Genomic DNA, 26233 nt, shown 5'->3' with positions numbered 1-26233 from the left:
ACCCCCATAATTTCGGCTCAAGGCCGTGAAATCTCCTAATAACAGATTGTACCTTAGGCTGGTGGGATATCACAACCTACAGTTGATATTGGGAGGAAGATCATAACGGAACGTAATATGCCCAGATCCAAAGTCGCAGCCGCTCCGTGCCTAACAAACTACAACATAATGTCACGAGTCCCAAAAGTCGTACCCCATCATGTGTGTCAGCCAGTCCGGCTCAGCGAACCGACTTTACGCAACAATGGGGACAAAACCATATCGCCAGGAGACGCATATTCCAGTCCCGGACATAAATCGATCCCTACAGACTTATACGCCACCCTCCATAATTCGGAGCAGTCGAAATCCTTCCCGTCTTCCCGATACGGCAGATCAATGTGAAACTCATAGTGGAACAGTTCCCACCCGATAATCGGGTAGTCATAGCCTGTTCCGATTCGCTCTATAACAAAGTTGACGACAGCTTGACGCTGTGCGTCAGTCAGTTGGTTACATGTAAACACGTCAGCGACTCCATCGTAAGTATCTACACCACCGTAACCGATAGGACGGAATGCGATCGACTCAACCAATTCGTTCGGTTTCACCACACCAGCAACATGACTGTATGGGCTGTGCTCGATCCGCTCGATAACACGACTAAAGAAACCATCACCTTTGATAAATATGAGGTCAGCCAGCTTGACGTCCAACCTTTTCACCTCACCACGTCGAGAGATCTCATAGTACAGATTATGCACAACCTCGGAAAACGCGAACAAGCGTTAAAAACGGACGCCAGCTAGGCTAGCGTCCGATACGTTCAGTTTTAAGTGCGCAAACAGCTCACTAAAGTGTTAGTTTTGGGGTTCGATCAAACCGTAATCCCCATTTTTTCGGCGATACACGACATTGACTTCGTCCGTTTCTGCATTTGTGAATACATAGAAGTCATGTCCCAAGAGATCCATCTGCATCATGGCCTCTTCGACATCCATGGGCTTAATAGGAAAACGCTTAACTCGAACCAATTGTGGCACAAACTCGGCATCATTATCTTCACGGTGAAACGCGCCGTTCATCGCCGACTGCTTAATTCGCGTGCGAAGACCCCTGTCCCGGAAGCGCCGGTTAATCTTTTCCTTATAACGTTGAACTTGCTGTTCCAACTTATCTGTAACCAAATCAATGGAGGCATACATGTCTTGTGATTGCTCCTCAGCACGGAAGATCACGCCATGAACGTACACTGTCATTTCAACTCGATGAAAGGCACCTTCAACTGCCATGGTCACGTGAATGTCCTTGTCCGCTTCCCCCTCAAAGTACCGAGTTAAGCGTCCAATCTTCTTGTCCACATAGTCTTGCAGTGCAGAAGTGACAGCAATGTTGTCGCCATGAACTTGAATTTTCATATGACAACTCCTCCTTCGTGGGATCTATTATAGCGGAGGACATATTGTAAGGCGATTGAATTTTGAATAAACAGATAAACATGCCGATAAGGATGGTACACTCCAATCTTAAGTTCGGAGCTCATTGACCAGGCTTTTTCATCGACGCCGGCTGGGCGCATTTTAGCTGAATAAAAACCATTTTATAATACCACATGTCACTAGCATTGCATAAAGGAATTTAGGATTTGTCAAGTGCTTCAAGTTGTCAGAATGAATAGACGCAATGTTTGGAATGTTCATGATTTAGACAACCACTGACATGAAAAATCTCCTTAGAATAAGAGGTACAGGTAGTCCTGTCCGACTCTCTACTAAGGAGACTAGGCATGGACAAGGATACCACAAAATCTGTGTTTGCGGAATATGTTCTTCCGCTGAACGTCAGTTCCATATTGCAGGAATTAGATCATCTCAAGCTCGATCGGTACGTCAAGAAGCTCGGCGTTATTCCATTCATTAGGCTCATCGTCTTCGCCCAGGTCAACCAGATCCCGTCCCTGACGGATATCAGTTTAGAGCTGGAAGCCAATGAATCCCTTCAGAAGGAATTGGCGCTGGATTCTATTAGTGCCTCACAGTTATCCAGGAAGTTGCGGGAAACTCCTTCAACATTTTTGGATTTCGTTTTCCGTCAATGCGTTGAACAGATTACGCGTCAGGTCGGCATAAAGCGAGCGAATGAGAAGCTCAGACGGATTAACCTGGTTGACTCATCAACCATTTCAATGTGTCTCTCGCAGTATCCATGGGCAGAGTTTCGCAGGACCAAAGCGGTGTGAAATTGCACTTGCGTTTGGTGTTTCTAGACCACCAAGTCGCGCCGGACAAGGTGATTCTCACACCTGCCAAACCTGCAGACAAAACGCAGATGGATGCGTTGGTGGTCGTGGAGCCCGATGCGCTCAACGTCTTCGACCGTGGCTATGTGGATTACCGAAAGTTCGATGCGTACTGTGCAAACAAAACAAAGTTTGTCACGCGGCTCAAAGACAACGCGGTCATTCACGAAGTCATTGAGGAACGAACCGTGCCGGACGATTCACCAGTCACCAGAGAAGCCTTGGTGCGCTTGGGGAGTTACCCAAATTACGTTATGAAGTACACCCTGCGGTTGATTGAAACCACGGACAGTGAAGGCAAGCGCGTCGTGATTCTGACGAACGACATGGCGATGGATGCGGAGCAAATCTGCGACGTGTATCGAAAGCGTTGGCAAATCGAGTTGTTTTTTTAATGGGTCAAGCAACATCTCGTACTCAAGCGGCTCTACGGCAAGAGTGAAAATGCCGTGTATAACCAACTGCTGATTGCGCTGATTACATACTGCCTGTTGATTCTTATACAGGCGAAGGTGTCCCATAACGGCAAGCTGCTCGACGTCTACAAATGTTTACGTCTTTACTGGGAGCGAAGCTTTTCGGAGTTTGTGAAGGCGTTGTACAAGAGCCCAGGTCGAACATCCAAGGGCAGACGACGATGCAAGGTGGACGACATCTTCGAGCAAACGGTGCGGCAGTACATAGACGGTGAAACGGAGCATCTCGAGACCGTGACCTACGACCTAATATAAAAATTCCTGATTATGGATATTGGGACTACCTGACACAGGAGTACTGACTTTTTAGACCATAAGCCGCTGAAATTAAAAATCTGAGTGTTCAGACCTGGTGTCCAGACCGTGGTGTGCCTCACTTGACAAGCTCAGAGAAGTTTTATGCAATGCTAGTGACCACATGTATAACTAATTTAGGGGCTGCTGAATGAACTAAAAATCCTGTCACTGCAAGGATTTCGGGTACGATTTGTCGAATAAAAGTGTATGGATTTTGAGCGGAACGAGCGAAAAACCGTGCACTTGGAGGACGAACATTGTACGCGAATCATCAGGACCAACAGATACTTCCCGGAGACTTCTTTCTGCCGTTTGGTGGCCGACTCAGCGAAAACAATCGCTGGGTTCAGCTTTCCTATCTCATCCCGTGGCGACGTGTGGAACAGGAATACAGCAAGCAGTTCAGTAAGGACCCTCGAGGAGGACGCGCGGTGTCTGTCCGGATGGCACTTGGCGCGCTCATCATTCAGGAACGTGAAGGTTTTTCCGATCGACACTTGGTTCAGCACATCATAGAAAACCCGTACCTGCAGTACTTCCTTGGTCTTGAGGCGTATCAGGAAGAACCGCCTTTTGATCCTTCCCTGCTGACCTACTTCCGCAAACGCCTTGGTCCCGATGTCATCAACCAAGTGAACGAGTGGAGGCAAGCTGGATTGCAGGAGGACCAGGACGGGTACGACGATGAACACAAGGACGAACCGCCTACATCGCCCGGAACTGATAGCAATGATAGCTCACAAACGGAGTCTCAGCCGCGAACGCATCAAGGGAAGCTCATTCTGGATGCGACCTGCGCACCAGCAGATGTTGCGTATCCAACGGACCTGTCGCTGCTCAACACATCTCGCGAGAAGCTGGAGGATATCATCGACACGCTCCATGTGCCACATAAAGGGGACATGAAAAAGCCCAGAGACCGACGGCGTCAAGCACGTCGTGACTACCTGAGAACGGCGAAGAACCGCAAACCAGGTCGAGCAGAGATTCGTAAGGCAATCGGGCGGCAATTGCGCTATGTGGTGCGGAATTTGAGATTCATCGAACAACTCGTACCACAGTGAACGTCAAACCCGGCACACCTTGTGCACGAACCACGTTTGTTCATAATCGGATATAATGAATCCCCGCAGCGTCGCTGGCGGGGATGTTGATCTTCTATGCTCTTGTCTTTCGTTTTCGTATCTCCTTTGGCAACTCTTCGGACCACGGCAGCAAAGCGTCTACGACATGCTCGTCATCCATTTGGATGTTTGGTAGCCGCTCAAACAGATACTCCAGATATAGGCGCGGATCTAAACCATTCTCTTTCGCCGTCTCTACCAAACTATAAGTAATGGCACTTGCTCTCGCACCACGTGGTGTATTACTGAACATCCACGCCTTGCGGCCGATCACAAAAGGCTTGATAGACCGCTCACTCCGGTTGTTATCCAGTTCCAGGTTCCCGTCTTCTAGAAACACAATGAGTTTGCTCCATGGTTCATGCAATACGTAATGGCTTTGCCTAAAACACTCTTTGGCAGCACAAGTGGACTCTGCTCATGCAACCATGCTGAAAAAGCATCGAGCACGGGTCGACTTTGCTTTTCTCGGCCTGCTCGACGTTCTTCCGGTGTGGCGTCCTTCAACCCACGTTCAATCTTGAATAACTCATTGCAATATTGAAGCCCAGTCCGTGCAGCCGAAGTTTTTTCTGTTCGGCGCTCGGCAGCGATTGAAGGGCGTTATTGAAACCGCGCCGCGCATGAGACCAGCACCCGACCAGTGTCGCGTTCTCCACGTCGTGGTATCCGGCATATCCGTCTACATGCAGGTACCCCTTGAACCCTCGGAGGAACGTCTTCGGATGCTCCTTCGACCGACTCTCTTGATAGTCATACAGCACAATCGGCGGTCCATCACGTCCACTTCGGTACAGCCACATATACGATTTCGAATTGGCCGCCCGTCCGGGTTCGTGTAGTACCTGCAGTGTTGTCTCATCTGCATGTAAATAATGTCGGGCAAGCAATTCCTCATGAAGCCTGTCGAATATGAGGCTCAGCCAACGCGTGGCTCCGACTACCACCCAATTCGCCAGCGTCTGACGAGAAAGTGATATGCCCTGTCGGGTGAATTGCTGCTCCTGTCGGTACAAAGGCATGCCTTCCACAAACTTCTTACTCATGATATAAGACACCATGGATGCCGACGCCAGACTCCCGGGAAACGCCGAGCGCGGCATGTCCGCCTTGACCACGGGCGGGTGAATCTCATTTTTCTCACACGGTCGACACCCGTAGATGTATTGCACACGTTCAACGACGACCGTCTGTGCCGGAATATGTTTGAGTTCCCGGTGTACCTCCGCACTCATCTCGTGCAAGGGGCCGCCACAACACGGGCACACGCGCTCTGCCTCTGGCAGGCGGTATTCCATCCGCTCAACAGGGAGGTTCGCCAGCATGGCTTCCCGCTGTCCAGGTTGTTTCCTGCGTGGCTTGCGTGTCGCCGTATCAACCAAAGGCTCTTCTATTTCTGGCTCTTCATCCGACGCCGTCTCTGGCTCATTGAACAACCGCATCTGCTCAGCGTCAGACCGCTCGCTGGATGCCCCGAAACGCTTTTGCCGATCCAGACGCCGTTGTTCAAGCAGCAAGTTCACTTGCTGTTTTAATTCGGCGTTCTCCTGTTCCAAGGAAGTGCAGCGCTGTTGTAGAACTTCAACTTGTTCGATGGTTTCTGAAGACGTATTTTCCATAGTTATCTCTTCGACGAACACACCCCGAAATCCTTGTCATATCAAGGGTTCCAATAACTTTTTGTTTCAAAATCCATGCCTGCCTTTCAGGCACTCAGACGACCTTTTGCGCCGCCACCTTGGGATGAGCTTTCTGCTGGTTGAGAGACAATCCATCCAGCAACCAATTCAACTGGCGTTGGCTAATGACAAGCGTCTTGTCCTGAGACGAGCTGGGCCACTCAAATCGGCCTCGTTCCAACCGGCGATACAATAACCAGAATCCGTTATACTGCCAATACAGAATCTTCAATTTTTCCCGCTGACGATTGCAAAAAACGAAGACACATTGGGAGAACGGGTCTAACTGGAATTGCGTTTGCACCAAGGCCGCCAATCCATCGATACTCTTCCGCATGTCCGTGACACCACACGCAAGATAGACGCGCTGTTCTGTACCGATATGGTTCAGCATGTGTTTTTGATAATCGAAGAAGATCCACTTTGATCGATTGCAAGTGATCCACTCAATTTCCAGGAGGATCGCATCGCTTTACATGGAGTGTGGGGCATGATAGGCTGGTACGCCGTGCGGAATCCTTTATGCGGCAGGCTTTCGCAGCACATCATGCCCCAAGAGGCTCCATGTCAAGCGATTCCATAAATGGAGTGACAGACATGCTTCCTGGCTCACTTTAATCGGATCAGAGTGGCTCAAACCCTATTTATCAAATACAGCATGAGCCCGTGAGTGTCTCAACCAGGTCACGCAACAGTTGGGCGTCGTATCCCGGGTGTACTTCAATGGCAACGGAGCCAACCCGGACGAGCAGAGGGAGATTGGCAATGGACTCATGAACCTGCACGGGTAGAAAGTCAGTCGAAACGGACGGTTTCGGGGATTTTTCACGAAAGCGACTTACCCAATACCACAATTGATGTTCTTTTATGCCTTGCTCAGCGCACCACGCCGCGCCACTCAGACCGCTATCCCGGAATGCAGCTACGCGTTCACGCCACGTTTCTCGTAATTCTGCCAATTCTTTTTTGGTCATAACGAAGCCCTCCTTGAAAGTTTTAACTGCATTCTTTCAGGAATCCGGTATCCTCGCTAGGTGTGAAGAATTTGACGCATACGAGAGATGTATCGTTCCCGCAACCATCGGGTGGATGACAGAATCGTGAGCATCGCGCAACCCGACGTTCGACCCATTGTGCGTGGGAAGGCAAAGGCGAATGTGGAGTTCGGCGCAAAAGTTGCCATCAGCGTCGTCGATGGATACACCTTGATGGAGAAGAACAGTTGGGACAGCTTCAACGAGGGAACGACACTGATTGAGTCGGTGGAACGATATGTGGAGCGCTTCGGATACTATCCGGAAACGATTCTGGCAGACAAGATCTATCGAACGCGAGAGAATCTGAGGTATTGCAAGGAACACGAGATCCGGTTGAGTGGCCCGAAACTGGGGAGACCGCCCAAACAGACGGATCCAGAGCAAAAGAAACTGGAGCGACAGGACATGGGCGAGCGTAACGCGGTGGAAGGGAAATTTGGCGAGAGCAAGCGAATCTATGGGCTTGGCTTGATTCGAGCACGTCTTCGTCAGACAAGCGAGACCGTGATCGCTATGCAACTGCTGGTCATGAACCTCGAGAAGAGGCTACGGCTTCTTTTTTGGCTCATGTTCGGAGAATTCCTGAAGAATGGATTTCGGTATGATCAGGGTTGCGTCATAAATCATTCAGCAGCCCCTAATTTATCAGTTTAATGGCATCAAACATGTTAAGTGTCCGGCGTAGTAAAACTGTTCCCGCCTTGCCCTTGTGGCGATGTTTTATATACTTTGCTCATTGCTCTCTCGTCGGCCCCGGTCTATACTTGGCACCATGTGGTGTATTAGCCAAAAACTCTTTTGGCTAATACACCGACGCTATGCACAGCTATAAATGCACGCCCTTTAAGCTGATGATCCAAACGAGCGTTTACAAAACAGCAGGCTCCCGAAAGTCTTGATACGTGATGAACTTTCCGCCTTTTTGAACTTAAGGTTACGCTTAGTCTTAATAAAGTAGCCCAGCAAATTGTTCAATTCTCTATCTGTCAATTTTGTTCCATGTGTTTTAGTCTGTCTTCCGCACGGTCATAACCCAAACTAGCAGATAACCTATACCAATCCGCAGCCTTGTTGAACTCACCAAGTGCCTCATGGAATACGCCCAGGTTGTACATAGCAAGATAACTCCCGGTCCCATCGACCGTAGCGTACTTGAGTGTCTCACCAATTGACAAGCAAGTCAAAAACGCCCGTTTAATTTCAAGAAAGTATTCAATGTTTATCTGCGCATATGACATGCACAGCATGCCATATACAAACCAAAAATCCGAGCAGTCATGTAGACGCTCTCGTTCTCGTTGAATAATTTGTAGGGCTATAGTCCACCTACTGCACTCAATCAAAGCGTATAGCCAATCCACGATAAAATTTGAATAGAAAGGCTCATTGCCGCCTAATAAAGTATCTGCAATTTCAAAGTGTTGTAATGCCAACTGAAAGTCTTTGCGCTGTGTGTACTCCTGCGTAATATGATAATGTAAGTATCCGTTATCGGGATGGCACGTTAATTCAGTCTTTATTAAATTGATGTTTCGATCCGTTTTATCCGTTTTGTAATATCCAAAGTGGTTCACTTCTATCGGTAATCGAACCCGAGGTAAAGTACTGTATACCTGTTCATGGACACGTCCCGAAAAAATTAGGCCAGCTGGAATTACGCGGGATATATATTCCTTAAAAATCCTTTTCTCTCCGTCTTCATCGTAGAAATTGATGCGCTTGATTTTGCCAATCACATTGATTCCTTTTAGATAATGCGTGACTTTTTCCCGATCGATATTTACTACTTGTTCATCGGAATCTAAAATTAGATTATAATCACCACTGCTTTTGGATAACGCAAAGTTACGTGCATCGGAAAAGTCGTTCTTCCAGACGTATGTATAAACCATTGCACCATGGTCTTTAGCGATCGAAATGCTGTGATCTGAAGAACCGGTGTCTACAACAATGATTTCATCAACGAAATCTCTCGCGCTATCCAAAGAGAGCCCAAGTGTTGTTTCACTATTTTTGGAGATCATAACCAGTGAAAGTTTCAAGCTTTTTCCTCCTCGTTTAGAATCATTTCAAAAGCTACTACCCAACACAGAAATGCTATCTATATTGCCCCATGCATAGACTTTTTACATACATAGAACAATTAGAACGTCTTTCAACTAAAATCTCTGCGTGTGAAGTGGTGGGAGGTTCTGGTCTCGTTCAGACAATATCAAGATAGACACTAGCCAATTGAAGGATCATCACTTCGCGGAATACCCTGGTCAACATCAGGTGAGTACAATTCGTCAACCTTGTAGAGCACTTGAGTATCCCTTCAAGCGGACAAAAACCTTTTGGAACAAGTAACTGACGAAACAATTAAATTTCCATTGTCCGCATGTATTTGGGATGTTGCTGTCTAGCGGAAACGGCGGTATGTTCCGGTTATTGATAAGGACCGCCGAGTCTACTCGACCACCGCTCAATTGTCGTTCTACTTTCAACAGCAGCGTTTTGCCCGTGTGTATCTCATGCCACCCGTTCCCGTTATCCTAACTTGCTCAATGAACCCCACTAGCACCTGTCATTAAAATGCGGGAACGTAGAAACTTCAAAAGTTTGCTATCTGGATAATGCTTTAATGCCTCCTGTAGCCAAGTTACTTGGTTGTCTCGATCCATTTCCGCAAGGAGTATGTACCCAGATACCGAGTACCTTTTATCCGGTAGTACTGCAGTTTCAAGCATCGATTTTGCTGCGTCAAAATCTCCTTGTAATATATACTGACGAATTTTCCATGTCGCGTCGAGACGGTGTTGCGGACTCAAAGCGAGAGCTTCTTCTGATGTAAATACCTCTGCTAATCTTGTGTGGGTCAGTAACGCCATCGTATTTGGTCGATGTGATGCTCTTGGTAACACGTTTGCTAAATAACGCTTGGCATTTGCCATAATAAGAATCCACACAACAGGACCCAAATCCCAATTATTAAGGTCATCATCTAATCCACTTAGAAAATATTGCCCGAGTTGACCTCCATCCTTAAACATAGAGGTTGCCCTTCCGGTGTCCCCTTGTTCGAAGAACCAAAGTCCATGCCTAACATAATCATCAGGGATGAGGCTATCTGGCAATGAAGGTTCTTGTCCCAACGCAATTTGAGCGGCAAAGCGTGCTTGCCGAAGGGTTATAGTGTTTCCGTACGTGTGTGTAAGCGAATCTATCAGGGTAATTGCAGCAGGTTCTCCTCGCAGGGCATAGTGCAAAGCAAAGTCTTGTTGAAGATTTGGCTGCCTATCAACGACTTGTTGCATGGCTTCAAAGGTTTCTGCGTCATCCGTTAACAGCATGAGCATTGGGAGAACTGTAGCAAGAGAATGATTCAAAGCAAAGGAATTGAAAAATGCCTCTCTTGCCGACAGATCGTCACCCAGTTCAAACCAACAATATCCAAGTTGACAATCCGCACGATATGTACCTATTCCCTCCATGCGATCAAGTGTACCACCGTTGACATCACCACGTAGTTTACACTCATTAATAGAACCTATTGCACTATGATATAATTCCAAGGATGTTTCAACCGTGGCTTTTTTTAAGTAAAGATCAGTGAAATTAGGGAAATAACGAATCGCCTCTAAGTTCGCTCGCAATGCATCTTGCAACCGGTTATTCTGAAAAAGACACTCAATATATAACCGATAAAGCCGGTTAAGTATATCGGGTTTTTTCTTCTCCCTTTTCATTTCTTCAATTAGTAGACGTGCTTCATCAATGCCCTGCTGTATTTTACCAGAAGTAAGGTATTCCGTTACTAGGTTTGTTCCCGAAAACCATCTGTGATGTTTCTCACGTCGAGGGATGCTTCGAAACTCCTTTTCGAGTAAATCCGTATTCCGTTGAACTTTTTGTTTGAACATCCGGTATTCCGCTAAGTAACCCAGATGATGCACAAACGCAGTTCCTCGGACAATCTCTCCGCCATTTTCGACAATTCCTTCAGCCACCTGCTCATGTATGATTCCCTTAAAGCGGTAATGACTGCGAAAAATGCGACAGGCATCGTTTATTGAAATGTTTCCCAGTGCTGCGCTGCCATGCCCTAGGTAACTCCGAATGGTGACAGTAACACCATCCGCTGAAGTCTGTTCCAGGAAAGACCTTATGCCCCATTTAGTATGTTGGTCCAAATACTCATCCGCATCAAGAATGAGGATCCAATCTCCTGTGGCCAATTCAATTGATCTATTGCGCGCTGAAGCAAAATCGCCTGTCCATTCACCTTTATGAAGGTGTACCAGACCTACGTGCTCGCGTGAGAACGATTCAATGACGTCAAAGGTTGAGTCGGTGGAGCCTGTATCAAAGATGACGATTTCATCGACGACACCCACAACACTCTCAAGCATTTTACGAACGACAAGCTCCTCATCCTTCACGATACTGCATAAAGATAGTTTCAACATGATCATTCCGTTTCAAATGCAAAATGATTGTAAACAAAAGGGGTTTTTAATCAGTATTATAGACCGACTAACCCCCTGTCTAAAAGATGGTTACTCCTGTCCCGCTTGGCACACGTGTTCCTGTGCGAGTATCTGGCGAAGATGTGCGTTGATAAGCGGATCAAGCAAACCATCCACGATGGTATGCACTATATATAATTAGAAACAAGGATTAACGGCCTTCTGTTTTTCGTTTGAAGAATGCTTCGAACGGATTCTTGGGAACAAAGCCAAACTCATTTTTGATCTTTTCTATGTCTATATTTCGGTAAATAACTGGTTTGTACGTGTTATCGCAACTCCATAACGCCCCGGTTAATTTATGAATCCATTCTAGTACCTCGGCATGCGATATGTTTTTCCCGCTTGCAACATTGTAAATATTCTCTTTCCCTCGCGTCATAATAGATAAAACAAGTTCCACTACATCATCAATCCAGATGTAATCCTTTTCAGATTGTGGTGAAGAACGTAGAATAATGTTCCCAGTTTCTTGTCCTTCATGAAGAAGCATAGAGAAGAAGTGCCCAGCCGCCTCATCTTCGCCGATGACGTTGGAGAGGCGAACTATTTTGGTGGGTCTTCCACTGTGGAGACAAAGCGCCTCACCCGTAAGCTTTGTGAGATTATAGACATGTTCAAGCGATAGGGGATTAACCTGAATAGGTGCTTCTTCGTAACTCTCGCCATCCCCGTAAACTCTCGTTGAAGACAAATAAATAAGCGAGCGAAACGTTGCTTTTTCTAAGATTGTTTTCAGAAGGCATATGTGCGCTTCGCCAGTCTCAAGGACCCGCGATCGGAAATCACTTGTAACGCCAGCAGCGTAAATCACATCACCTAACGGCTGTGAAAAAATAGAATGGTCATCACGACTCGGAACCCACACGTTGTCTCCCCGGTTGATTAGTTCATGAACAATAGCGCTTCCGACAAAGCCTCTTCCACCAATCACGGTAATTATGAACGTTCGCCTCTCTTCTCGGGCGGATTTCCTCCGAACACGCCATATGCAGAAAAATATCCCTTAACAAAAGACGCCGCTCCAATTACACATCCTCGTTCGATATGGGTGCCGTCAAGAAGAACACATCCAGCGCCAATCCATACATCGTCCTCGATAACGATTCCACCGCAGCTTTTCTTAAAACCCTGGTCCTTGATGAGTTTTGTTTTGTCGTTATACTCATGGTTCACAGGAGCAAGTGTACAGTTTGCCGCAATAAGTACATGTTTCCCTATCGTGATTCCCCCCCCTGAGTATAGTACACACCCGGAGTTGATATAGCTGCCTTCTCCGATTATGATGTCGCCTGACCCGCCGGCAAATTTGATCTTAACGAAATCATCGATCACAGCACCATGGTGAATTTCCACAACATTACCGCGAACCGAGGTTTCGATTCGCGAATAGGGAGAAATGATAGCACTCTCATCGAATCGATTCATATTGTCACTCCTAAATTCGGAACCCAAGGTCAACTTCAAAAAGCCATGTGGCTATTTGGCCAGTGATTTAAGAATTGGGGTTCATTAATCTGACCCTTATTTTATCCGTTGGAGAATTGCGTTTGGGGCATAGGTTACCCGGTCCTTGACGTTTCCTTCATTAAACTGAAAGGTAGGCTCAATAAGCTGGAACCTTCCGGAATTTTCTTGTAAGAAGTCATGAACAGCTGAAACCGGATTGTCCCAAGACCAATCTTCCTGGGTTCGAGGTGCACCTGCGACGTCCTTCATGATTCCATCCATTGCAATAATGTAGGAATCCTTCGTAACGAACCTCGAATACGCGATAAGCTCGCGTAGAACATGATCTTTTGTATGACAAGAGTCGAGTATCACCATCACATGGGAACCGTCTCGCTTGTATGATTCAACAAGCTCCGCGACCATTTTGACGGTATCTTCACCCACAGAGTCTCCTTCCACAATCTCCAAAAAGGGTCTCATTTCATGGCGATCAATCGCCTGCTTGTTATGGGGTCGAACCTCGATATCCACCCCGATCACTTTACCTCCGCCCACGTTTTGAAGAAGCGATGCATAGTAAATAAGGGATCCGCCATGTGCAATTCCAGTTTCAATAATCACACTAGGTTTGAGCGCATAAACGAGTTCCGCCATGCGGATCATATCTTCTGGAAGTTGAATGATAGGTCTCCCCATCCACGTAAAGCTATAAACGTGTTTGTTGTCCCAACCGGATCGAAGCCAAAGATCTGACAGAACCCTAAAGCCCTCAGGTGAGGAAAGAGACATTTCTTCTACTTCATTACCTTGGGTGAGCTCGATGAGCCCGTTCCTGACATCAATTGCTAGTTTGGCGTTATGTAAATTCATTTTACGTGCTCCTTATTCAACTCGTTTTCTTGTGCATTTTAAATGAACTAAGAGATGTTTAAGAATGGTACATTACTAGTCATTAGTGATATTGGGTTCATGGAATAACACGTCTAATCTAGAGTGATCCTTTGGGTTATAGTAAACCTGACCATAACCCGTAGCCTTTATCTCGGTCACTCAGGATAGGGTTGTCAATCGGCCAACAAATTCCGAATACTGGATCATCCCAACGCAAACCTCGAGCACTCTCTGGACTGTAGAACTCTGTCATTTGATAAAATACTTCCGTATCGTCTACAAGCGTTTGAAAGCCGTGTGCGAATCCTTCAGGAACGTATAGGGAACGATGGTTGTCAGCGGTCAATTCTATTCCGATCCACTGTTGAAAAGTCGACGAATTCGGGCGCAGATCAACGATTACGTCGTAGAGGGCCCCCCTCGTACATCGAACAAGTTTAGCTTCCTGATGGGGACTGGCCTGATAATGCATGCCGCGTAGCGTACTTCTTTTTTTGTTATACGAAACATTGCATTGAACAAGCCTTGTGTGTAAGCTATGCGCTTCAAACTCGTTCACGCACCATGAACGAGCAAAAAAACCACGTTCGTCGTGAATTGGTTCCAATTCAATTAGATATGATCCCGCCAACTTCAATTCTATAAATTTCATGATAACAATACCCGTGGCTCAGGAATAAATACAACAAATTGACCATTCCACTCGTCAATGTATCCCATTTGTTGCACTATTTCCTCCTTAATATTCCACGGCATAATCACTACGATATCGGGCTTGGTTTCTGTAATGTGGTCTGGTGCGTACACTGGAATAAGCGTTCCCGGAAGGAGCATCCCTTGTTTATGCGGACTTTTATCGACAACATAATCAAAAAAATCCCTACCGACACCGCAGTAATTTAACAGGGTATTCCCTTTTGCAGGAGCACCGTAACCTACAATGGACTTACCCTCGTTTTTTAAGCGAATTAGGAGATCGAGAATTTGTCTCTTCGTCTTCACAACTTTATCTGAGAAAGTCTGATAGGTCTCCATACGATGTAGACCTTCCTCGTATTCCAGCGTAAGCAATTTTTCTACAGCGGCGGAAATTGGTTTAGACTCATCCTCCGCGTGTTTCGCATAGATGCGCAGTGACGCACCGTGGGTCGGCAATTCCTCGACATCAAATAGGCTAAGCCCGAAGCGGGAAAAGATGGTCTGCACCGTCAAAAAGGAGAAATAGGAGAAATGCTCGTGATAGATTGTATCGAATTGATTTCCTTGCATTAGCCTGAGCAAATGAGGGAATTCCATTGTAATAACTCCACGTTCATTTAACAAAAATTTCAGACCTCGTACAAAATCATTAATGTCCGGCACGTGAGCAAGAACGTTGTTTCCAATGAGAAGGTCTGCTTTGGGAGAGCGGTTCACCAGTTCCTTAGCGAGCTCCGTTCCAAAAAAAGACCTTACTACAGGTATTCCTTTGTTCTGGGCTTCATCCGCAACACTTGAAGCAGGTTCAATTCCTAGCACAGATATATTCTTGTCTATGAAATATTGTAGAAGATAACCATCGTTACAGGCAATCTCAACAACTTTTGACGACTTACCAATGTTATATCGGTCTATTACCATTTCAACATACGTTTGCGCGTGCTTTAGCCAGCTCTCTGAAAAGGAACTAAAGTACACATAGTCTTGACTAAAAATATCCTCCGGTGATTCGAATTGTTCTAATTGAACAAGCAAGCACTGCTCACAGACGAATGCATGGAGAGGGTAAAACCGATTTCCTTGATTTACGTTTTCAGGTTTCACAAAGGCATTAGATACCGGGGACAGTCCCAAATCAACAAACGTTTGATAAAGTGGTGTCTGGCAAAATCGGCATTTCCTATCATTCACGGCGGTTAACCCCTTATATTCTCATACGCTTGAATTTGCTCCATCACCACAGCGGATATGTCTTGTCCATCATAATGGCGTTTGTAAGCGTCAACGGTCCATTCAAGCGTCGTTATTAGATTCAACTTGGGCCTCCACCCTAGTCGCAATCTTGCTTTGGAGGAATCCAAGCGAAGCATGTTTGCTTCATGAGGTTGTTTGGCCTTGTTATAGCTCAACCCGGCCCCCGTTCCCCACAACTCCAAAATGCTGTGCGTCATTTCCCTAACGGTCAGCACATTCTCATCATTAGGCCCAAAATTCCAACCTTCTGCGTAGGGCTCTCCCAAATTCCATAAAGCTTCCGCTAGTATCATATAGCCCTCCAATGGTTCAAGCACGTGTTGCCAAGGACGAATGGAGTTAGGGTTTCGAATAGTGGGTTGTCGTTGAGCGATACAAGCCCGGATAATGTCAGGCACAAGCCGATCTTCCGCCCAATCACCGCCCCCGATGACGTTGCCTGCACGGACACTAGCCAAATGAACTCCTTTTGTCGAAAAAAATGATCTGCGAAACGCGGCGGTAACGATCTCTGCGCAGGCTTTACTGCTGCTGTATGGATCATAACCGCCAAAGGGATCATTTTCACGATATTCCCACGGCCATTCCTTGTTTTCGTAACATTTATCGCTTGTCACATTAATGACCACTTTTAGACATTCAGCAACCCGAAGCGCGTTCAGTACATGAACAGTTCCCATAACATTCGTATCGAACGTACGAATGGGATCATCATATGACTTTCTTACCAATGATTGAGCAGCCATGTGAAATACAATTTCCGGTTGGAAGCTCTTTAATAGAGCAACCAGTTGCTGTTCGTCCCGGATATCGCCCTTAATGCTCGTAACTCGTTCAGCTACTTTGGCAAGCGAAAATAGATTTGTCTCCGTGGGCGGATCCAGGGAGTACCCAGTTACAGTCGCCCCTAGATGTCTAAGCCAAAGTGACAGCCAGCTTCCTTTAAAACCGGTATGACCGGTAATCAATACTCGTTTCCCTGACCAAAATGTCATTTATCCCACACCTTCCAAGGTGCCTCACCAGAATCCCAAAGTTCTTCAAGTCGGTTCCGGTCTCTCAGAGTATCCATCGGAAGCCAAAATCCACTGTGTTTAAAACTGGACAGCTGTCGTTCTCGTGCCAATGTATTCAAGGGCTCCAATTCCCATACAGTAGAATCATCCTTTAGATAATCAAATACTTGTGGCTCTAATACAAAATATCCTCCGTTAACCCAGCTGTCTTCGCCGCGAGGTTTTTCTTTAAATTTCGTGACAGTGTCGCCAACGATGTCGAGTGCACCGTACCTTCCAGGGGGATCCACAGCAGTCAAAGTCGCGATGGTTCCTTGTCGTTTGTGAAATTGGATGAGTTCCGAAATATTTACGTCACTCACCCCATCCCCATAGGTAAAACAGAACGTCTCATGACCCACGTAATGCTGTACTCTCCTTAGCCTCCCGCCCGTCATAGAGTTGGTTCCTGTATCTACTAATGTTACTTTCCAAGGTTCGCTATAGTTATTGTGAATCTCCATACTATTCCGGGATAGATCAAAAGTTACATCTGACTGGTGAAGAAAATAATTTGAAAAAAACTCCTTAATCATGTATCCCTTGTATCCCAGACATATAATAAAATCGTTGATTCCATGAGCGGAATATATCTTCATAATATGCCACAATATCGGATTTCCACCTATTTCAACCATTGGTTTAGGTTTTGTAACCGTCTCTTCGCTTAACCGTGTACCTAAACCACCCGCAAGTATTACGGCCTTCATGCGTCAAGCGCCCCTTTTTGCAACAATCATAAGATCCAATCCGTCTAAAGCATTCTTTATAAATTGAAGATAATTCACCTGAAAACCTTGATTGAGTAAAAGACCCACTGTCATATTCACCAATTCTTCGTCAACCCTTGTAGTTCGTAAGCTCAATGCGATTTGACCTTGCGCATCCAACAATTGACTCAACTGGTCAAGCAGTTCAGGATATTGCTCAAAGACGTTGTCATCGTGCTCGAGAATGATGTAGTTGTATTCCTGACCTGTCAACTGTTTATGTAGATTTGATAGTTGGCCGTCAAGGACGTAGTCAGAAACAGTCTCTAAATCCATTCGGTATTTCTGATCCAAGCAATAATTCGTAATCTTAATCCCATCTGAACCGTTTTCTCGGAGGTAGTTCTTCAACTGCAACGGGTTACCTCCACACTTGGTATTGATACCGAGGATTCGCGCTTGTGATCCTGAGGACAAGTTCACTAAGGCTCGGACCAATTGGTCATTGAACATTGCATCGGCCCAGGCATCAAGGCCATATTTGTCTATAAATATTTTTCTACTTACCGCAAGAGAGTTGTTTTGAATGTGATCCTCATGCGTTGTCACCGATCCAAAGTGAAATGTAAACGTGTCTCTACAATAAATAATCTTGTATCCGCTGCGACGAATTCTAAAACTGATATCATCATCCGCGAACTCACCATAATAAAACCGTGCATCATACCCACCAAGCTCTTTTAAGATGCTGGTCCGTACTAATAGAACACATGGGAGTAACCGAACTCTCTCTTCCCATTTTTGGGGATCAGAATGGTTATACTGATCAGCAAAGGCCAACATTTCTTCAATGTTGGTGTAAGAACCGATGATGCTTTGATAGTTGCTCACATTACTAGCACCTGGTGAGACAAATCCAATAGACTCATTCGACTCGATACAACAAAGTAAGTTGTCTAACCAGCGAGGTGTAAATATAAAGTCGTTACATACACAAGCTGTATATTTTCCGCGTGCTAGCTTCATCCCTTCGTTAAAGCCATTCGACGGCCCAACATTCGTCTGCAAGTGAACTACCCTCACATTGGCTAGCGAATCAAAATATTCTTTTGTGCCATCGGAAGAACCATTGTTTACCGCAATCAATTCAAAATTAATGTGGGATGTAAACTTAAGAATTGAACTAATACACAACTGGGTATATTCCAATTTGTTGTACGCTAAAATAACAATACTTACAAGTGGTTGATCCACACCGTGATTATAGAGACCATTGAGTTGTTCTTGCACGAGTCTCAAACTTCCCTTCGTAACCGACAACAAGTTAGATATCTGCTGAATCACGACTATTTTTGTCCACTATCGTATACCGCTAAGCCACACTTAAGTTATACAGTAAAATTTAAAAGCTGACTACGATTTAAAGGATGAACAAGAAGAAATAAAAAGCCTGAACACAACGTGATTTGAAGCAATTATGGGAACAAGCGTCGGCACTAAACCGAATTGCAGGATGTTTTGCTGACTGAACACGGCTTACAGCATATTCAGTTGCCGATAAAGTGAACTTCAATTCTCCAATAATGTACTGCCCCGACCATTGTTGTATAGCAGTTGTTACAAAACACGTGTTCCTGTACCCGCTGATTCGATAATAGAGAACATGTATGACTGACCGGTCTTTATTTCACAACATTTAGGCCAAGCATTTTCATACGCATCATGACGCCTTGTACACATAATCAATTGATAGAAAAACAATAAACACGAACCGACCTCGGTTCGTGCTGAGCAAATTCGACCGAATCTGTAAAACCACCATCGTAATGTATGCAGAATGCCTGTCTGAATGACTTAACGTGCCAAAGGAATTTAAGCGACTAAACAAATCTTCAAAAATCTCAGTGATAACAGCTGCGTTTCCAAAAAACCTCCGTTTCCACCATTAAGTTCGAAAGTCCGCAACAAGACCACTAGCCTGACTGTGCTGTTTCAAGAGGCGGACTGCTTCCGGTGGAAACTTCAATACTACCTGACCCGTTGCATTATCCACGAGATTCATCCAGATGGAGTTCGTAGGTTCGTCCTTGGCAAATTCCACCTTCAGATTCGGTTGGATGGAAAGACGCTTCCACTCGTCAATCATCATTTGGAAGGAAGACCCTTGCGGCCCCACATATTCTTGGTCGGATACCCCTATGCTCACCTCAGATTTGCCGTTTGCCAATGCAACTTGATGAGGTGCATTGGACAAATTGATTAGAGTCGCAGAAGCCCCATTTTGTATATCACCCGAAAACATTTGATTTGTCATAATGATCCCCCTAGGTATACGGTGTGTAAAAAAACCGCGACAAAGAAGTAAAAGACCAAGATAGACAGAAAGCGGTGAACAGTTACACAACCAGTCCGAGCGGCCTCTAGACAACCCCTCCGATAGTTGGGTCGGCTAGTTGCTTCACAGCTTCATCCCAACCATCGCGCAATTCTTTGACAATTGAAATTTGTTCATCGATAATGACAGTACTCTTTTCGATGTTTGCCTGGACAAGTTGACGGTAGAAAAAATCATACAAGGCTTCAAGTTGTTTCGATATTTCATATTGCATATCCAATGTACCACTAAGCAACTGTACTATACTCTGAGCCTTCGTTAGTTGACAATGCGCTAACTCCACTTTCTTGTCCATAATCGCCTGTTTCGCTATCGAAAGCGCAGATAGCCATCCGTCGTATAGCATCACAACCAACTTCGGCTGACTTGCCGTTTGCACTGAGTAATTCCGGTACATTGAAGATGCACGGTTTGCGAATGACAAGATATCACCCCACTATAACACGACGTTTATCTGTCGCCCGGACGTACTTGTAGACAAAGCCCTAGCAATAAACCGTTCAATTCCACGAATGGACCGAAGCGAAGTCCCAACTCCACTCTGTCGAGATTTGACCACTTCAAGAATCCTTTGGTTTTGTTCAAAAATTGATGAAAGACTACTACGAATCCATTCAAGCTTTGAACCAAGTGGCCTCTCGGCCCCCGCAATGACATCTTCCAGCGTTTCAAAGCATCGCTGCCGTTTATTAAGTAATCCCTCTACGTTTGAGAACGGAAGCGAAGGATCTTCCAGGGAATCCAATGCCTGATTACCTATCTGCAGCATTTCTTCCACCAAGGCAGTAATCGACTCATTCATTCTTAAGCCCCTTACCTCCAACCTAACTCAGAATAGCAGGGTCCTCAGCCCAAAGAGGAAGACATCGATGAAATAGCAGTCTGCATAGTTTGCAATTGTGATATTGATGACTCCATGTCAGAAAACTCCTGTTGGTATCGACTTTGTAACATTGCTAACTGACTATTCATAGACAGCGCATTCTGATCAAATTGGCTGATTTGTTGCCCAAGATAACTAATATCAGATCCATCAGGCGAAAACAATGTGGTCAAGTCCGCATTCGGATCTATCAGCGTATAGCTTAGTAAAGAACTAAAATCCGTACTACTGTTAGATGAAGTAGTTGAAGAACCTGGAGCCGTTGGATCATACTTATCTCCGATCCCCGCCTGTGTTTGAAGTTGACTGATACTCGAGCTCACTGCATTATAAAGGAGTTTTCCAATCCCAGTGTCACTACTGGGGTTAGTCGGAGTACCCGTTCCTGAATTTGTAAATAAATTCATCACCGAAGTCGGATCTGCCTGAATTGCAGCGGTTAACTGCGCGGTATTGATTTGCAAAAGCCCGTAGGAATTAAAACCGCTAGTTGTCACCCCAGGAGCAACGGACCCACTACTCAGACCTGTGATCGGACTGATTGGCGTGATACCTATCGATGCCATTGAATTAAGCGTGACTGTCTGGCCATTCACCGTCGAAGTCGGTTGCCCACTGACGATTTGGTTATCCATTACATTTTCAATATTGGTCATGATTCCACCAATGAGACTATCATTCTCCAACATACCACTTTGTGCCTTTTGATTCCACTCAGATACCTGTTGATCAGTCATCTGTGAAGCCTGTGCACTCGTCAGAGGTTGGTAGTCATAATTTCGAACCTGGTTGTATTGCCCCTGCATATACTGGAGCGTCTCATTATACTGCTGAACGAAATCCGTGATGGTTTGAACAATCGCATTTACATTCGTCGAAACAGACACATTAACCGGTGTACCAGCCGTGGTTCCCATCAAATTAAAAGTATTACCATTTAGCTTGGCCTGATTACTCTGACTTGACGTCTCGTATCCGTTCACACTGTAGTATGCGTTTTGTGCCGTCACTGAAGAACTTTGACCTGCCGAGTCAAGGGTAAAGCCAAGAACGGTTCCCATATCCTGATGCATGGTCGGATCTGAAACACTGATTCCAGAGAACAATCCCGTTCCAGTGAGTTGAAGTTGGTTTCCATTAACGATTGTCGCATCTACACCCGTGGTCGTAGCATTCGCATGAATGGCTTGCTGTAGTGCACCGAGTGTTTCTGTCGATGTCAAGGTGTATTGAACACCACCAATGTCCATCGATCCTTGAACATTCAACTGTGGTGTATTGTCAGCTCCTGGACTGCCTGTCACCGCTTCGGATGTCATACTTGACGATGTAACTAAACCAAAAGCACCCGTAAAGATTGATGTATCGCCTGAAACCTGAATTTTGGCGGTACTGCCAGTTCCGGTAGTCTGTAAGACAACTTTACCCGTGTTGCTATCATAAAAGCCGGTCACTCCAGCTTTAGAATCCCCATTAATCTTAGCCAAGACCGAGTTAACTGTATCAGTTTGGGGATTAAACGCAAACGATTCTCCATTAACTGTAAACGAACTGCTAATGGTGCTTGGGTTCGCATCAGTTGTTCCCGACATGGTCGACAGCTGTGCAATCGCGGTATTATCGTACGTCTGGGCGGACGCAGGAGGATTAGTCAACGATCCAGCGGAAGATACGGTCGCACCAGTAGCCAATTGATATACCTGCACACTGTACGAGGCTGTCTGTGCACCCGAAGCAGGCGTGACGGTTACGAGGGAACTGTTCGTCGAAGTACTCGTGTTTTGTAGGAATGTCGACTGCAATTGTAACGACGACAAACTATTCGATAAGTCATTCAGGGTATTATTGACTCGTTGATACGATTCTTGTTTCCATTGAGTAATTTGTCGTTGTTGCAATAATTGGACCAGCGGAACCTGCGCAGCTTCCATCAGCCCCTGAACCATACTATCTGTATTTAGACCCGATGCAAGACCAGATATCCCACCAGAAAAACCCGCCCCAGAGGAGCTCACCCCAGAACTCGAGCCACTTTGCCCCGACAAGGTTCCAATGTACGTCATATGACATCCCCACCTTTATAAAAAAATCCCAATATGAATAAAGAGCCGACCATCTGATCCGGTCGGCTCCATTCCGTGAAATCAACCCAAGAGTTTGAGAACCAATTGAGGTTGTTGATTCGCTTGAGCCAACATCGATACAGCCGCCTGTTGGAGCACATTGTTTTTTGTAAAATTCGCCATTTCACTCGCCATGTTGGTATCCGTAATACCCGACTGAGCCGACGTCAAATTATTAGAAGACGTGCTCAAATTGTTAACCGTGTAGTTCAACCGATTTTCATATGCACCGAAGTTCGCCAACTGTGTATTAACCGCTTGAATCGCATTGTCGATATTCGTTAAGGCAGTTTGCGCAGAAGCATAATCCGTAATGGTTACATTAGCAGCATCGACAGTAAGCGCTGTTGTATTCATCGTGGTGAAATTAATCACCATGCTTTCACCGGCGTTTGCACCGACCTGCAACGTTACGGTTGAATTGCCATTTAACAGATTCTGCCCGTTAAAAGCTGTTTGCTGAGCGATAGAGTCGATCTGACTTTGGAGCTGAGTGACTTCTGTACCAATATCCGCTATATCACTAGTCGTGTTCGTGCCGTTCGATGCTTGCATAGCCAACGTACGCATGCGTTGGAGAATGTCCTGCGTCTGACTCAAAGCCCCATCAGCAGTTTGAAGCATTGAAATGCCGTCTTGCGAATTTTGTGATGCTTGATTCAGTCCATTGATTTGCGATTGCATTTTTTGCGAAATTGCAAATCCAGCAGCATCGTCCGCCGCAGTGTTCACTTGCTTGCCAGTGGACAACTTCTGCATCGACGATTGCAGAGCGCTTTGGTTGGTATTCATAGCACTCAGAGAAAACATGGACATAATGTTGTGGTTAATGATTAAGCCACTCATTCTGGACACTCCTTTAAGTACGATGTGATTTGATTATCCTTTATCGCCTTCATCTATTACATCGGAAGATATCGAAGAAACTTGCATGTCGTCGCTAATTTAGTTTAAAAAGTTTACAAGAGTAGGAACAATCGCCTTGGCACCAACAGATAGACTAGCTTGCTGAACCGCCAAGGCACTGTTCATCTGCGTAATAACTGAAGCCATATCGGCATCCTGCGTATTCGCAAGTTGTGTCGTAACGTTTTGCGCCAAGTTACTCATGCGATTCGACATCATTTGCGCTCGTTGCGTTAGAGCTCCAATATTGGCTTGGTAGGCACTCATATTGGCCATGCAACTGTCGAAGTTACTGAGCGTCTGTTGCACTTGTGCAGAATTGCCACTCTGTAAATATGTTTGCAGATCAGAGAGAAGTTGAAAAGCGTTGTTGGGGGCATTCGCAACCCCGAAGAAATTGGTGCCAGTTTCCGAAGCTTGTAGAGTAACGCCATCACCAACGTCGTACACGACTGTTCCTCCACCAGTCGTAGTAGCTTGAGCCGTACCCGAAGTATATGGAGGAGTTGTCGTACTTGTCACGTCAAAAATATACGATCCATTATACTGGCTGTTCCCCACACTAACCAACTGTTGGTAAAGTTGACTCACTTCAGAGGCCATTGAAGCCATATCACTTTGCGTGTACGTACCGTTTGCACCTTGTACAGCTAGGTCCCGCGCTCGTTGCATCACAGTCTGCGCTTCACTCATGGTGGAGTCCGTATAATTCAGTTGCGAGGTAGCTTGGTCCGCATTCTGCTGATACTGGTTATAGTATGCCAACTGATTCTGATACTTCATAGCAAACTGAACACCAATGGGATCATCAGACGGTGTGTTGATTTTTTTACCTGTGGCGGCCTCATTTTGATATGTACTCAGCCGCTGATAGTTGCTTTCAATATCAAATAAAACTTGACTACTTACCATCCCTTGCGTGACACGCAAGTCAATCAGCTCCTTCCACCGTTTCTGTTACGACTGCTTTTCAGACATCAAGGCGCTCAACATATCGTTAATCGTTTGAATCACTTTTGCAGATGCGTTGTACGCTTGTTGATAGCTGATCATGTTCGTCATTTCCTCGTCTATAGATACACCCGATACACTTTGGCGTTGGCTATCCACCTGTTGAGTTAACGTTTGCTGAACACTGACCGTGTTATTGGCCGTTTGCCCCTGAAGCCCCAACTGCCCAACAACGGCCGTAAGGTAATCCGCCATCGTACCGGTCATATTGCCGCCATTATTTGATGGATCCGGAAAGGTATTTGTGTTGTCATCCTTCAGTTGACTAATCTGTAGCGCGATGGAACCATCCCCCGGACCTATACCGGCTACAACATTACTCGGATTGGTGATTTGTACGGCAATGTTCGATGCCGTCGTCCCACTGAAAAAACCACCCGGTTCAAGTCCATTGACTTTGTTCGCCAAGGCGCCCGCGAGATTGTCTAGGTCATCCTGGTAATTCTGAATGTCTGTTAATGATTGTTTATAGCCAGCCAATTCACCACTCGGTTCTGCCAATTGCGCTACCGGCACCCCACCCTGTGTAATGCTTACCTGTGTAGAAGGCTTGGCACCAACAGTCGTCTGCGCAGATAGACTACCAACCAAGTTGCGTGGCGGCTGAGCATTGGTGAAATCCGTTTGACTTCCATCAATCACTGTGATTTGGCCACTATCACCAGTCAGCTTCAGAGTGAACTGGTCATAGGTAATGGTACCAGGTGCCACCGGTGTCGTTACCGGAACGCCACCATTTGTCACCGTTGTCGTCGACGCTGTAAAACTTGTGTATTGCGACAACTGATCTAACAACTCATCCCGTTGATCCATCAGGTCATTCGGTTGGTTTCCCGTTTCCTGAACCCGGGCAATCTGATTACTCAAATTCGCGACCTGCGAAAGAATGCTATTCACCTGTGTTACATCATTTGTGGTGGCAGCATCCAAGTCCGAATGAAGCGAAGTCAACTGATTTGCTGTTTGATTCATGACATTAGTCAATTGCGTCCCAGCATTAAGCACTGCGGCCCGTACACTCAGCGAGTCGGTATTGGTCCCACTACCAAGTGTATCCCAGGCCTGCCAAAACTGTTGCATCGCATTCGAAATACCGGTCTGTGAAGGTTCATCAATAATTCCCGAGATTTGACTCAGTGTACTCTGTTCCACATTCGCTTGTCCCAAGGACGCGTTTTGATCCCGATACTGCGAATCCAAGAAACTACTTCGCATACGTTGAATTTGTTCTACCGCAACACCTTGTCCGACCTGTCCAGCCATGGCACTCGTCAGCCCTGGCATATCAATCGCCTGGGCTTCGGACAAATCAAGGACTTGACGTGAGTATCCCGGCGTATTGGCATTATCAATATTGTGCGAGACCGTGTTTATACCTTCTTGTGCAGTCTGAAGTCCACGCAGTGAAGTTTGTAATCCCAACCAGGTCCCTAACATAAACGGGGCCCTCCTTTA

General features: G+C 45.9%; 25 protein-coding genes and 2 pseudogenes. 5 read left to right on the top strand and 22 right to left on the bottom strand.

Annotation, left to right across the window (positions count from 1 at the left end):
• Positions 1-206: 206 nt before the first annotated feature.
• Together NZD86_RS04140 and hpf are read right to left on the bottom strand one after the other, a co-directional pair.
• Positions 207-695, bottom strand: coding sequence for a C40 family peptidase (locus NZD86_RS04140; protein WP_268045226.1), 489 nt, complete (start codon positions 693-695; stop codon positions 207-209).
• Between the two features lie 144 nt (positions 696-839).
• Positions 840-1397 carry a ribosome hibernation-promoting factor, HPF/YfiA family gene (hpf, locus tag NZD86_RS04135; RefSeq protein ID WP_268045225.1) on the bottom strand — a complete coding sequence of 186 codons (558 nt, stop codon included), beginning with the start codon at positions 1395-1397 and terminating at the stop codon, positions 840-842.
• A 368-nt stretch (positions 1398-1765) separates the two neighbouring features.
• Between hpf and NZD86_RS04130 the strand changes: the two genes are divergently transcribed.
• The 4 genes from NZD86_RS04130 (at position 1766) to NZD86_RS04115 (ending at position 4115) form a co-directional block, all read left to right on the top strand.
• The gene (locus NZD86_RS04130) at positions 1766-2218 is read left to right on the top strand and encodes a DUF4372 domain-containing protein (RefSeq protein ID WP_268045224.1); all 453 of its coding nucleotides are present in this window, start codon (positions 1766-1768) and stop codon (positions 2216-2218) included.
• Entirely contained in the window at positions 2215-2673 is a 459-nt protein-coding gene (locus NZD86_RS04125; protein ID WP_268045223.1) for a transposase, read from the top strand. The genes NZD86_RS04130 and NZD86_RS04125 overlap by 4 nt, the downstream gene beginning before the upstream one ends.
• 54 nt (positions 2674-2727) lie before the next feature.
• Positions 2728-3009: a hypothetical protein gene (locus NZD86_RS04120; RefSeq protein ID WP_268045222.1), complete on the top strand. Its 282-nt coding sequence runs from the start codon at positions 2728-2730 to the stop codon at positions 3007-3009.
• 299 nt (positions 3010-3308) lie between these two features.
• Positions 3309-4115, top strand: coding sequence for a transposase (locus NZD86_RS04115; RefSeq protein WP_268045221.1), 807 nt, complete (start codon positions 3309-3311; stop codon positions 4113-4115).
• A gap of 94 nt (positions 4116-4209) precedes the next feature.
• On the opposite strand, the pseudogene tnpC reads toward NZD86_RS04115, so the two are convergent.
• The 3 genes and pseudogenes from tnpC to tnpA form a co-directional block, all read right to left on the bottom strand.
• A pseudogene (gene tnpC / locus NZD86_RS04110) lies at positions 4210-5800 on the bottom strand (IS66 family transposase).
• 88 nt (positions 5801-5888) lie between these two features.
• Positions 5889-6248 carry an IS66 family insertion sequence element accessory protein TnpB gene (gene tnpB / locus NZD86_RS04105; protein WP_268045220.1) on the bottom strand — a complete coding sequence of 120 codons (360 nt, stop codon included), beginning with the start codon at positions 6246-6248 and terminating at the stop codon, positions 5889-5891.
• A 253-nt stretch (positions 6249-6501) separates the two neighbouring features.
• Positions 6502-6828 (bottom strand): IS66 family insertion sequence element accessory protein TnpA, encoded by a 327-nt coding sequence (tnpA, locus tag NZD86_RS04100; protein WP_268045219.1) that lies wholly within the window; start codon positions 6826-6828, stop codon positions 6502-6504.
• Positions 6829-6912: 84 nt separating this feature from the next.
• On the opposite strand from tnpA, the pseudogene NZD86_RS04095 reads away from it, so the two are divergent.
• Positions 6913-7545: pseudogene (locus NZD86_RS04095) on the top strand (transposase); the annotation flags it as partial.
• A 332-nt stretch (positions 7546-7877) separates the two neighbouring features.
• On the opposite strand, the gene NZD86_RS04090 reads toward NZD86_RS04095, so the two are convergent.
• From NZD86_RS04090 to flgK, 17 genes are all read right to left on the bottom strand, one after another.
• Positions 7878-8933, bottom strand: coding sequence for a glycosyltransferase family 2 protein (locus NZD86_RS04090; protein ID WP_268045218.1), 1056 nt, complete (start codon positions 8931-8933; stop codon positions 7878-7880).
• Between the two features lie 501 nt (positions 8934-9434).
• Positions 9435-11312 carry a glycosyltransferase gene (locus NZD86_RS04080; protein WP_268045217.1) on the bottom strand — a complete coding sequence of 626 codons (1878 nt, stop codon included), beginning with the start codon at positions 11310-11312 and terminating at the stop codon, positions 9435-9437.
• Between the two features lie 238 nt (positions 11313-11550).
• Positions 11551-12333: an NAD-dependent epimerase/dehydratase family protein gene (locus NZD86_RS04075; RefSeq protein WP_268045216.1), complete on the bottom strand. Its 783-nt coding sequence runs from the start codon at positions 12331-12333 to the stop codon at positions 11551-11553.
• Positions 12334-12338: 5 nt separating this feature from the next.
• Entirely contained in the window at positions 12339-12827 is a 489-nt protein-coding gene (locus tag NZD86_RS04070; protein WP_268045215.1) for an acyltransferase, read from the bottom strand.
• Positions 12828-12923: 96 nt separating this feature from the next.
• Positions 12924-13721, bottom strand: coding sequence for a cephalosporin hydroxylase family protein (locus NZD86_RS04065; RefSeq protein ID WP_268045214.1), 798 nt, complete (start codon positions 13719-13721; stop codon positions 12924-12926).
• A 136-nt stretch (positions 13722-13857) separates the two neighbouring features.
• Positions 13858-14394 carry a dTDP-4-dehydrorhamnose 3,5-epimerase gene (gene rfbC, locus NZD86_RS04060; protein WP_268045213.1) on the bottom strand — a complete coding sequence of 179 codons (537 nt, stop codon included), beginning with the start codon at positions 14392-14394 and terminating at the stop codon, positions 13858-13860.
• On the bottom strand, positions 14391-15632 hold the full coding sequence (locus tag NZD86_RS04055) for a class I SAM-dependent methyltransferase (RefSeq protein ID WP_268045212.1): 1242 nt from the start codon (positions 15630-15632) through the stop codon (positions 14391-14393). The genes rfbC and NZD86_RS04055 overlap by 4 nt, the downstream gene beginning before the upstream one ends.
• Before the next feature lie 5 nt (positions 15633-15637).
• A complete protein-coding gene (rfbG, locus tag NZD86_RS04050; protein ID WP_268045211.1) occupies positions 15638-16690 on the bottom strand; it encodes a CDP-glucose 4,6-dehydratase in 1053 nt (350 codons plus the stop codon).
• Entirely contained in the window at positions 16687-17460 is a 774-nt protein-coding gene (gene rfbF / locus NZD86_RS04045) for a glucose-1-phosphate cytidylyltransferase (protein ID WP_268045210.1), read from the bottom strand. Before rfbF ends, rfbG begins: the two co-directional genes overlap by 4 nt.
• Before the next feature lie 3 nt (positions 17461-17463).
• Entirely contained in the window at positions 17464-18750 is a 1287-nt protein-coding gene (locus NZD86_RS04040) for a glycosyltransferase family 2 protein (RefSeq protein ID WP_268045209.1), read from the bottom strand.
• A 655-nt stretch (positions 18751-19405) separates the two neighbouring features.
• On the bottom strand, positions 19406-19774 hold the full coding sequence (locus NZD86_RS04035) for a flagellar protein FlaG (protein WP_268045208.1): 369 nt from the start codon (positions 19772-19774) through the stop codon (positions 19406-19408).
• A gap of 106 nt (positions 19775-19880) precedes the next feature.
• Positions 19881-20279 (bottom strand): flagellar export chaperone FliS, encoded by a 399-nt coding sequence (fliS, locus tag NZD86_RS04030; RefSeq protein WP_268045207.1) that lies wholly within the window; start codon positions 20277-20279, stop codon positions 19881-19883.
• A 12-nt stretch (positions 20280-20291) separates the two neighbouring features.
• On the bottom strand, positions 20292-20657 hold the full coding sequence (locus NZD86_RS04025) for a hypothetical protein (protein WP_268045206.1): 366 nt from the start codon (positions 20655-20657) through the stop codon (positions 20292-20294).
• Between the two features lie 44 nt (positions 20658-20701).
• Positions 20702-22801: a flagellar filament capping protein FliD gene (gene fliD / locus NZD86_RS04020; RefSeq protein ID WP_268045205.1), complete on the bottom strand. Its 2100-nt coding sequence runs from the start codon at positions 22799-22801 to the stop codon at positions 20702-20704.
• A gap of 81 nt (positions 22802-22882) precedes the next feature.
• On the bottom strand, positions 22883-23707 hold the full coding sequence (locus NZD86_RS04015) for a flagellin N-terminal helical domain-containing protein (protein WP_268045204.1): 825 nt from the start codon (positions 23705-23707) through the stop codon (positions 22883-22885).
• Positions 23708-23806: 99 nt separating this feature from the next.
• The gene (flgL, locus tag NZD86_RS04010; RefSeq protein ID WP_268045203.1) at positions 23807-24697 is read right to left on the bottom strand and encodes a flagellar hook-associated protein FlgL; all 891 of its coding nucleotides are present in this window, start codon (positions 24695-24697) and stop codon (positions 23807-23809) included.
• Between the two features lie 27 nt (positions 24698-24724).
• Positions 24725-26215 carry a flagellar hook-associated protein FlgK gene (flgK, locus tag NZD86_RS04005; RefSeq protein ID WP_268045202.1) on the bottom strand — a complete coding sequence of 497 codons (1491 nt, stop codon included), beginning with the start codon at positions 26213-26215 and terminating at the stop codon, positions 24725-24727.
• Positions 26216-26233: the final 18 nt, after the last annotated feature.

The organism is Alicyclobacillus dauci (assembly GCF_026651605.1).
Taxonomy (GTDB): domain Bacteria; phylum Bacillota; class Bacilli; order Alicyclobacillales; family Alicyclobacillaceae; genus Alicyclobacillus; species Alicyclobacillus dauci.
Note: the sequence above shows the minus strand (reverse complement) of the source record. Positions and strands in the feature narration are given on the sequence as shown.

What these genes read in the sequence shown, in the direction of transcription:
- hpf (WP_268045225.1), bottom strand. Translation starts at nt 1,397, where the DNA reads ATGAAAATTCAAGTTCATGGCGACAACATTGCTGTCACTTCTGCACTG.
- NZD86_RS04130 (WP_268045224.1), top strand. Translation starts at nt 1,766, where the DNA reads ATGGACAAGGATACCACAAAATCTGTGTTTGCGGAATATGTTCTTCCG.
- tnpB (WP_268045220.1), bottom strand. Translation starts at nt 6,248, where the DNA reads ATGCTGAACCATATCGGTACAGAACAGCGCGTCTATCTTGCGTGTGGT.
- tnpA (WP_268045219.1), bottom strand. Translation starts at nt 6,828, where the DNA reads ATGACCAAAAAAGAATTGGCAGAATTACGAGAAACGTGGCGTGAACGC.
- NZD86_RS04070 (WP_268045215.1), bottom strand. Translation starts at nt 12,827, where the DNA reads ATGAATCGATTCGATGAGAGTGCTATCATTTCTCCCTATTCGCGAATC.
- NZD86_RS04065 (WP_268045214.1), bottom strand. Translation starts at nt 13,721, where the DNA reads ATGAATTTACATAACGCCAAACTAGCAATTGATGTCAGGAACGGGCTC.
- rfbC (WP_268045213.1), bottom strand. Translation starts at nt 14,394, where the DNA reads ATGAAATTTATAGAATTGAAGTTGGCGGGATCATATCTAATTGAATTG.
- rfbG (WP_268045211.1), bottom strand. Translation starts at nt 16,690, where the DNA reads ATGACATTTTGGTCAGGGAAACGAGTATTGATTACCGGTCATACCGGT.
- rfbF (WP_268045210.1), bottom strand. Translation starts at nt 17,460, where the DNA reads ATGAAGGCCGTAATACTTGCGGGTGGTTTAGGTACACGGTTAAGCGAA.
- NZD86_RS04035 (WP_268045208.1), bottom strand. Translation starts at nt 19,774, where the DNA reads ATGACAAATCAAATGTTTTCGGGTGATATACAAAATGGGGCTTCTGCG.
- NZD86_RS04025 (WP_268045206.1), bottom strand. Translation starts at nt 20,657, where the DNA reads ATGAATGAGTCGATTACTGCCTTGGTGGAAGAAATGCTGCAGATAGGT.
- fliD (WP_268045205.1), bottom strand. Translation starts at nt 22,801, where the DNA reads ATGACGTACATTGGAACCTTGTCGGGGCAAAGTGGCTCGAGTTCTGGG.
- NZD86_RS04015 (WP_268045204.1), bottom strand. Translation starts at nt 23,707, where the DNA reads ATGAGTGGCTTAATCATTAACCACAACATTATGTCCATGTTTTCTCTG.
- flgK (WP_268045202.1), bottom strand. Translation starts at nt 26,215, where the DNA reads ATGTTAGGGACCTGGTTGGGATTACAAACTTCACTGCGTGGACTTCAG.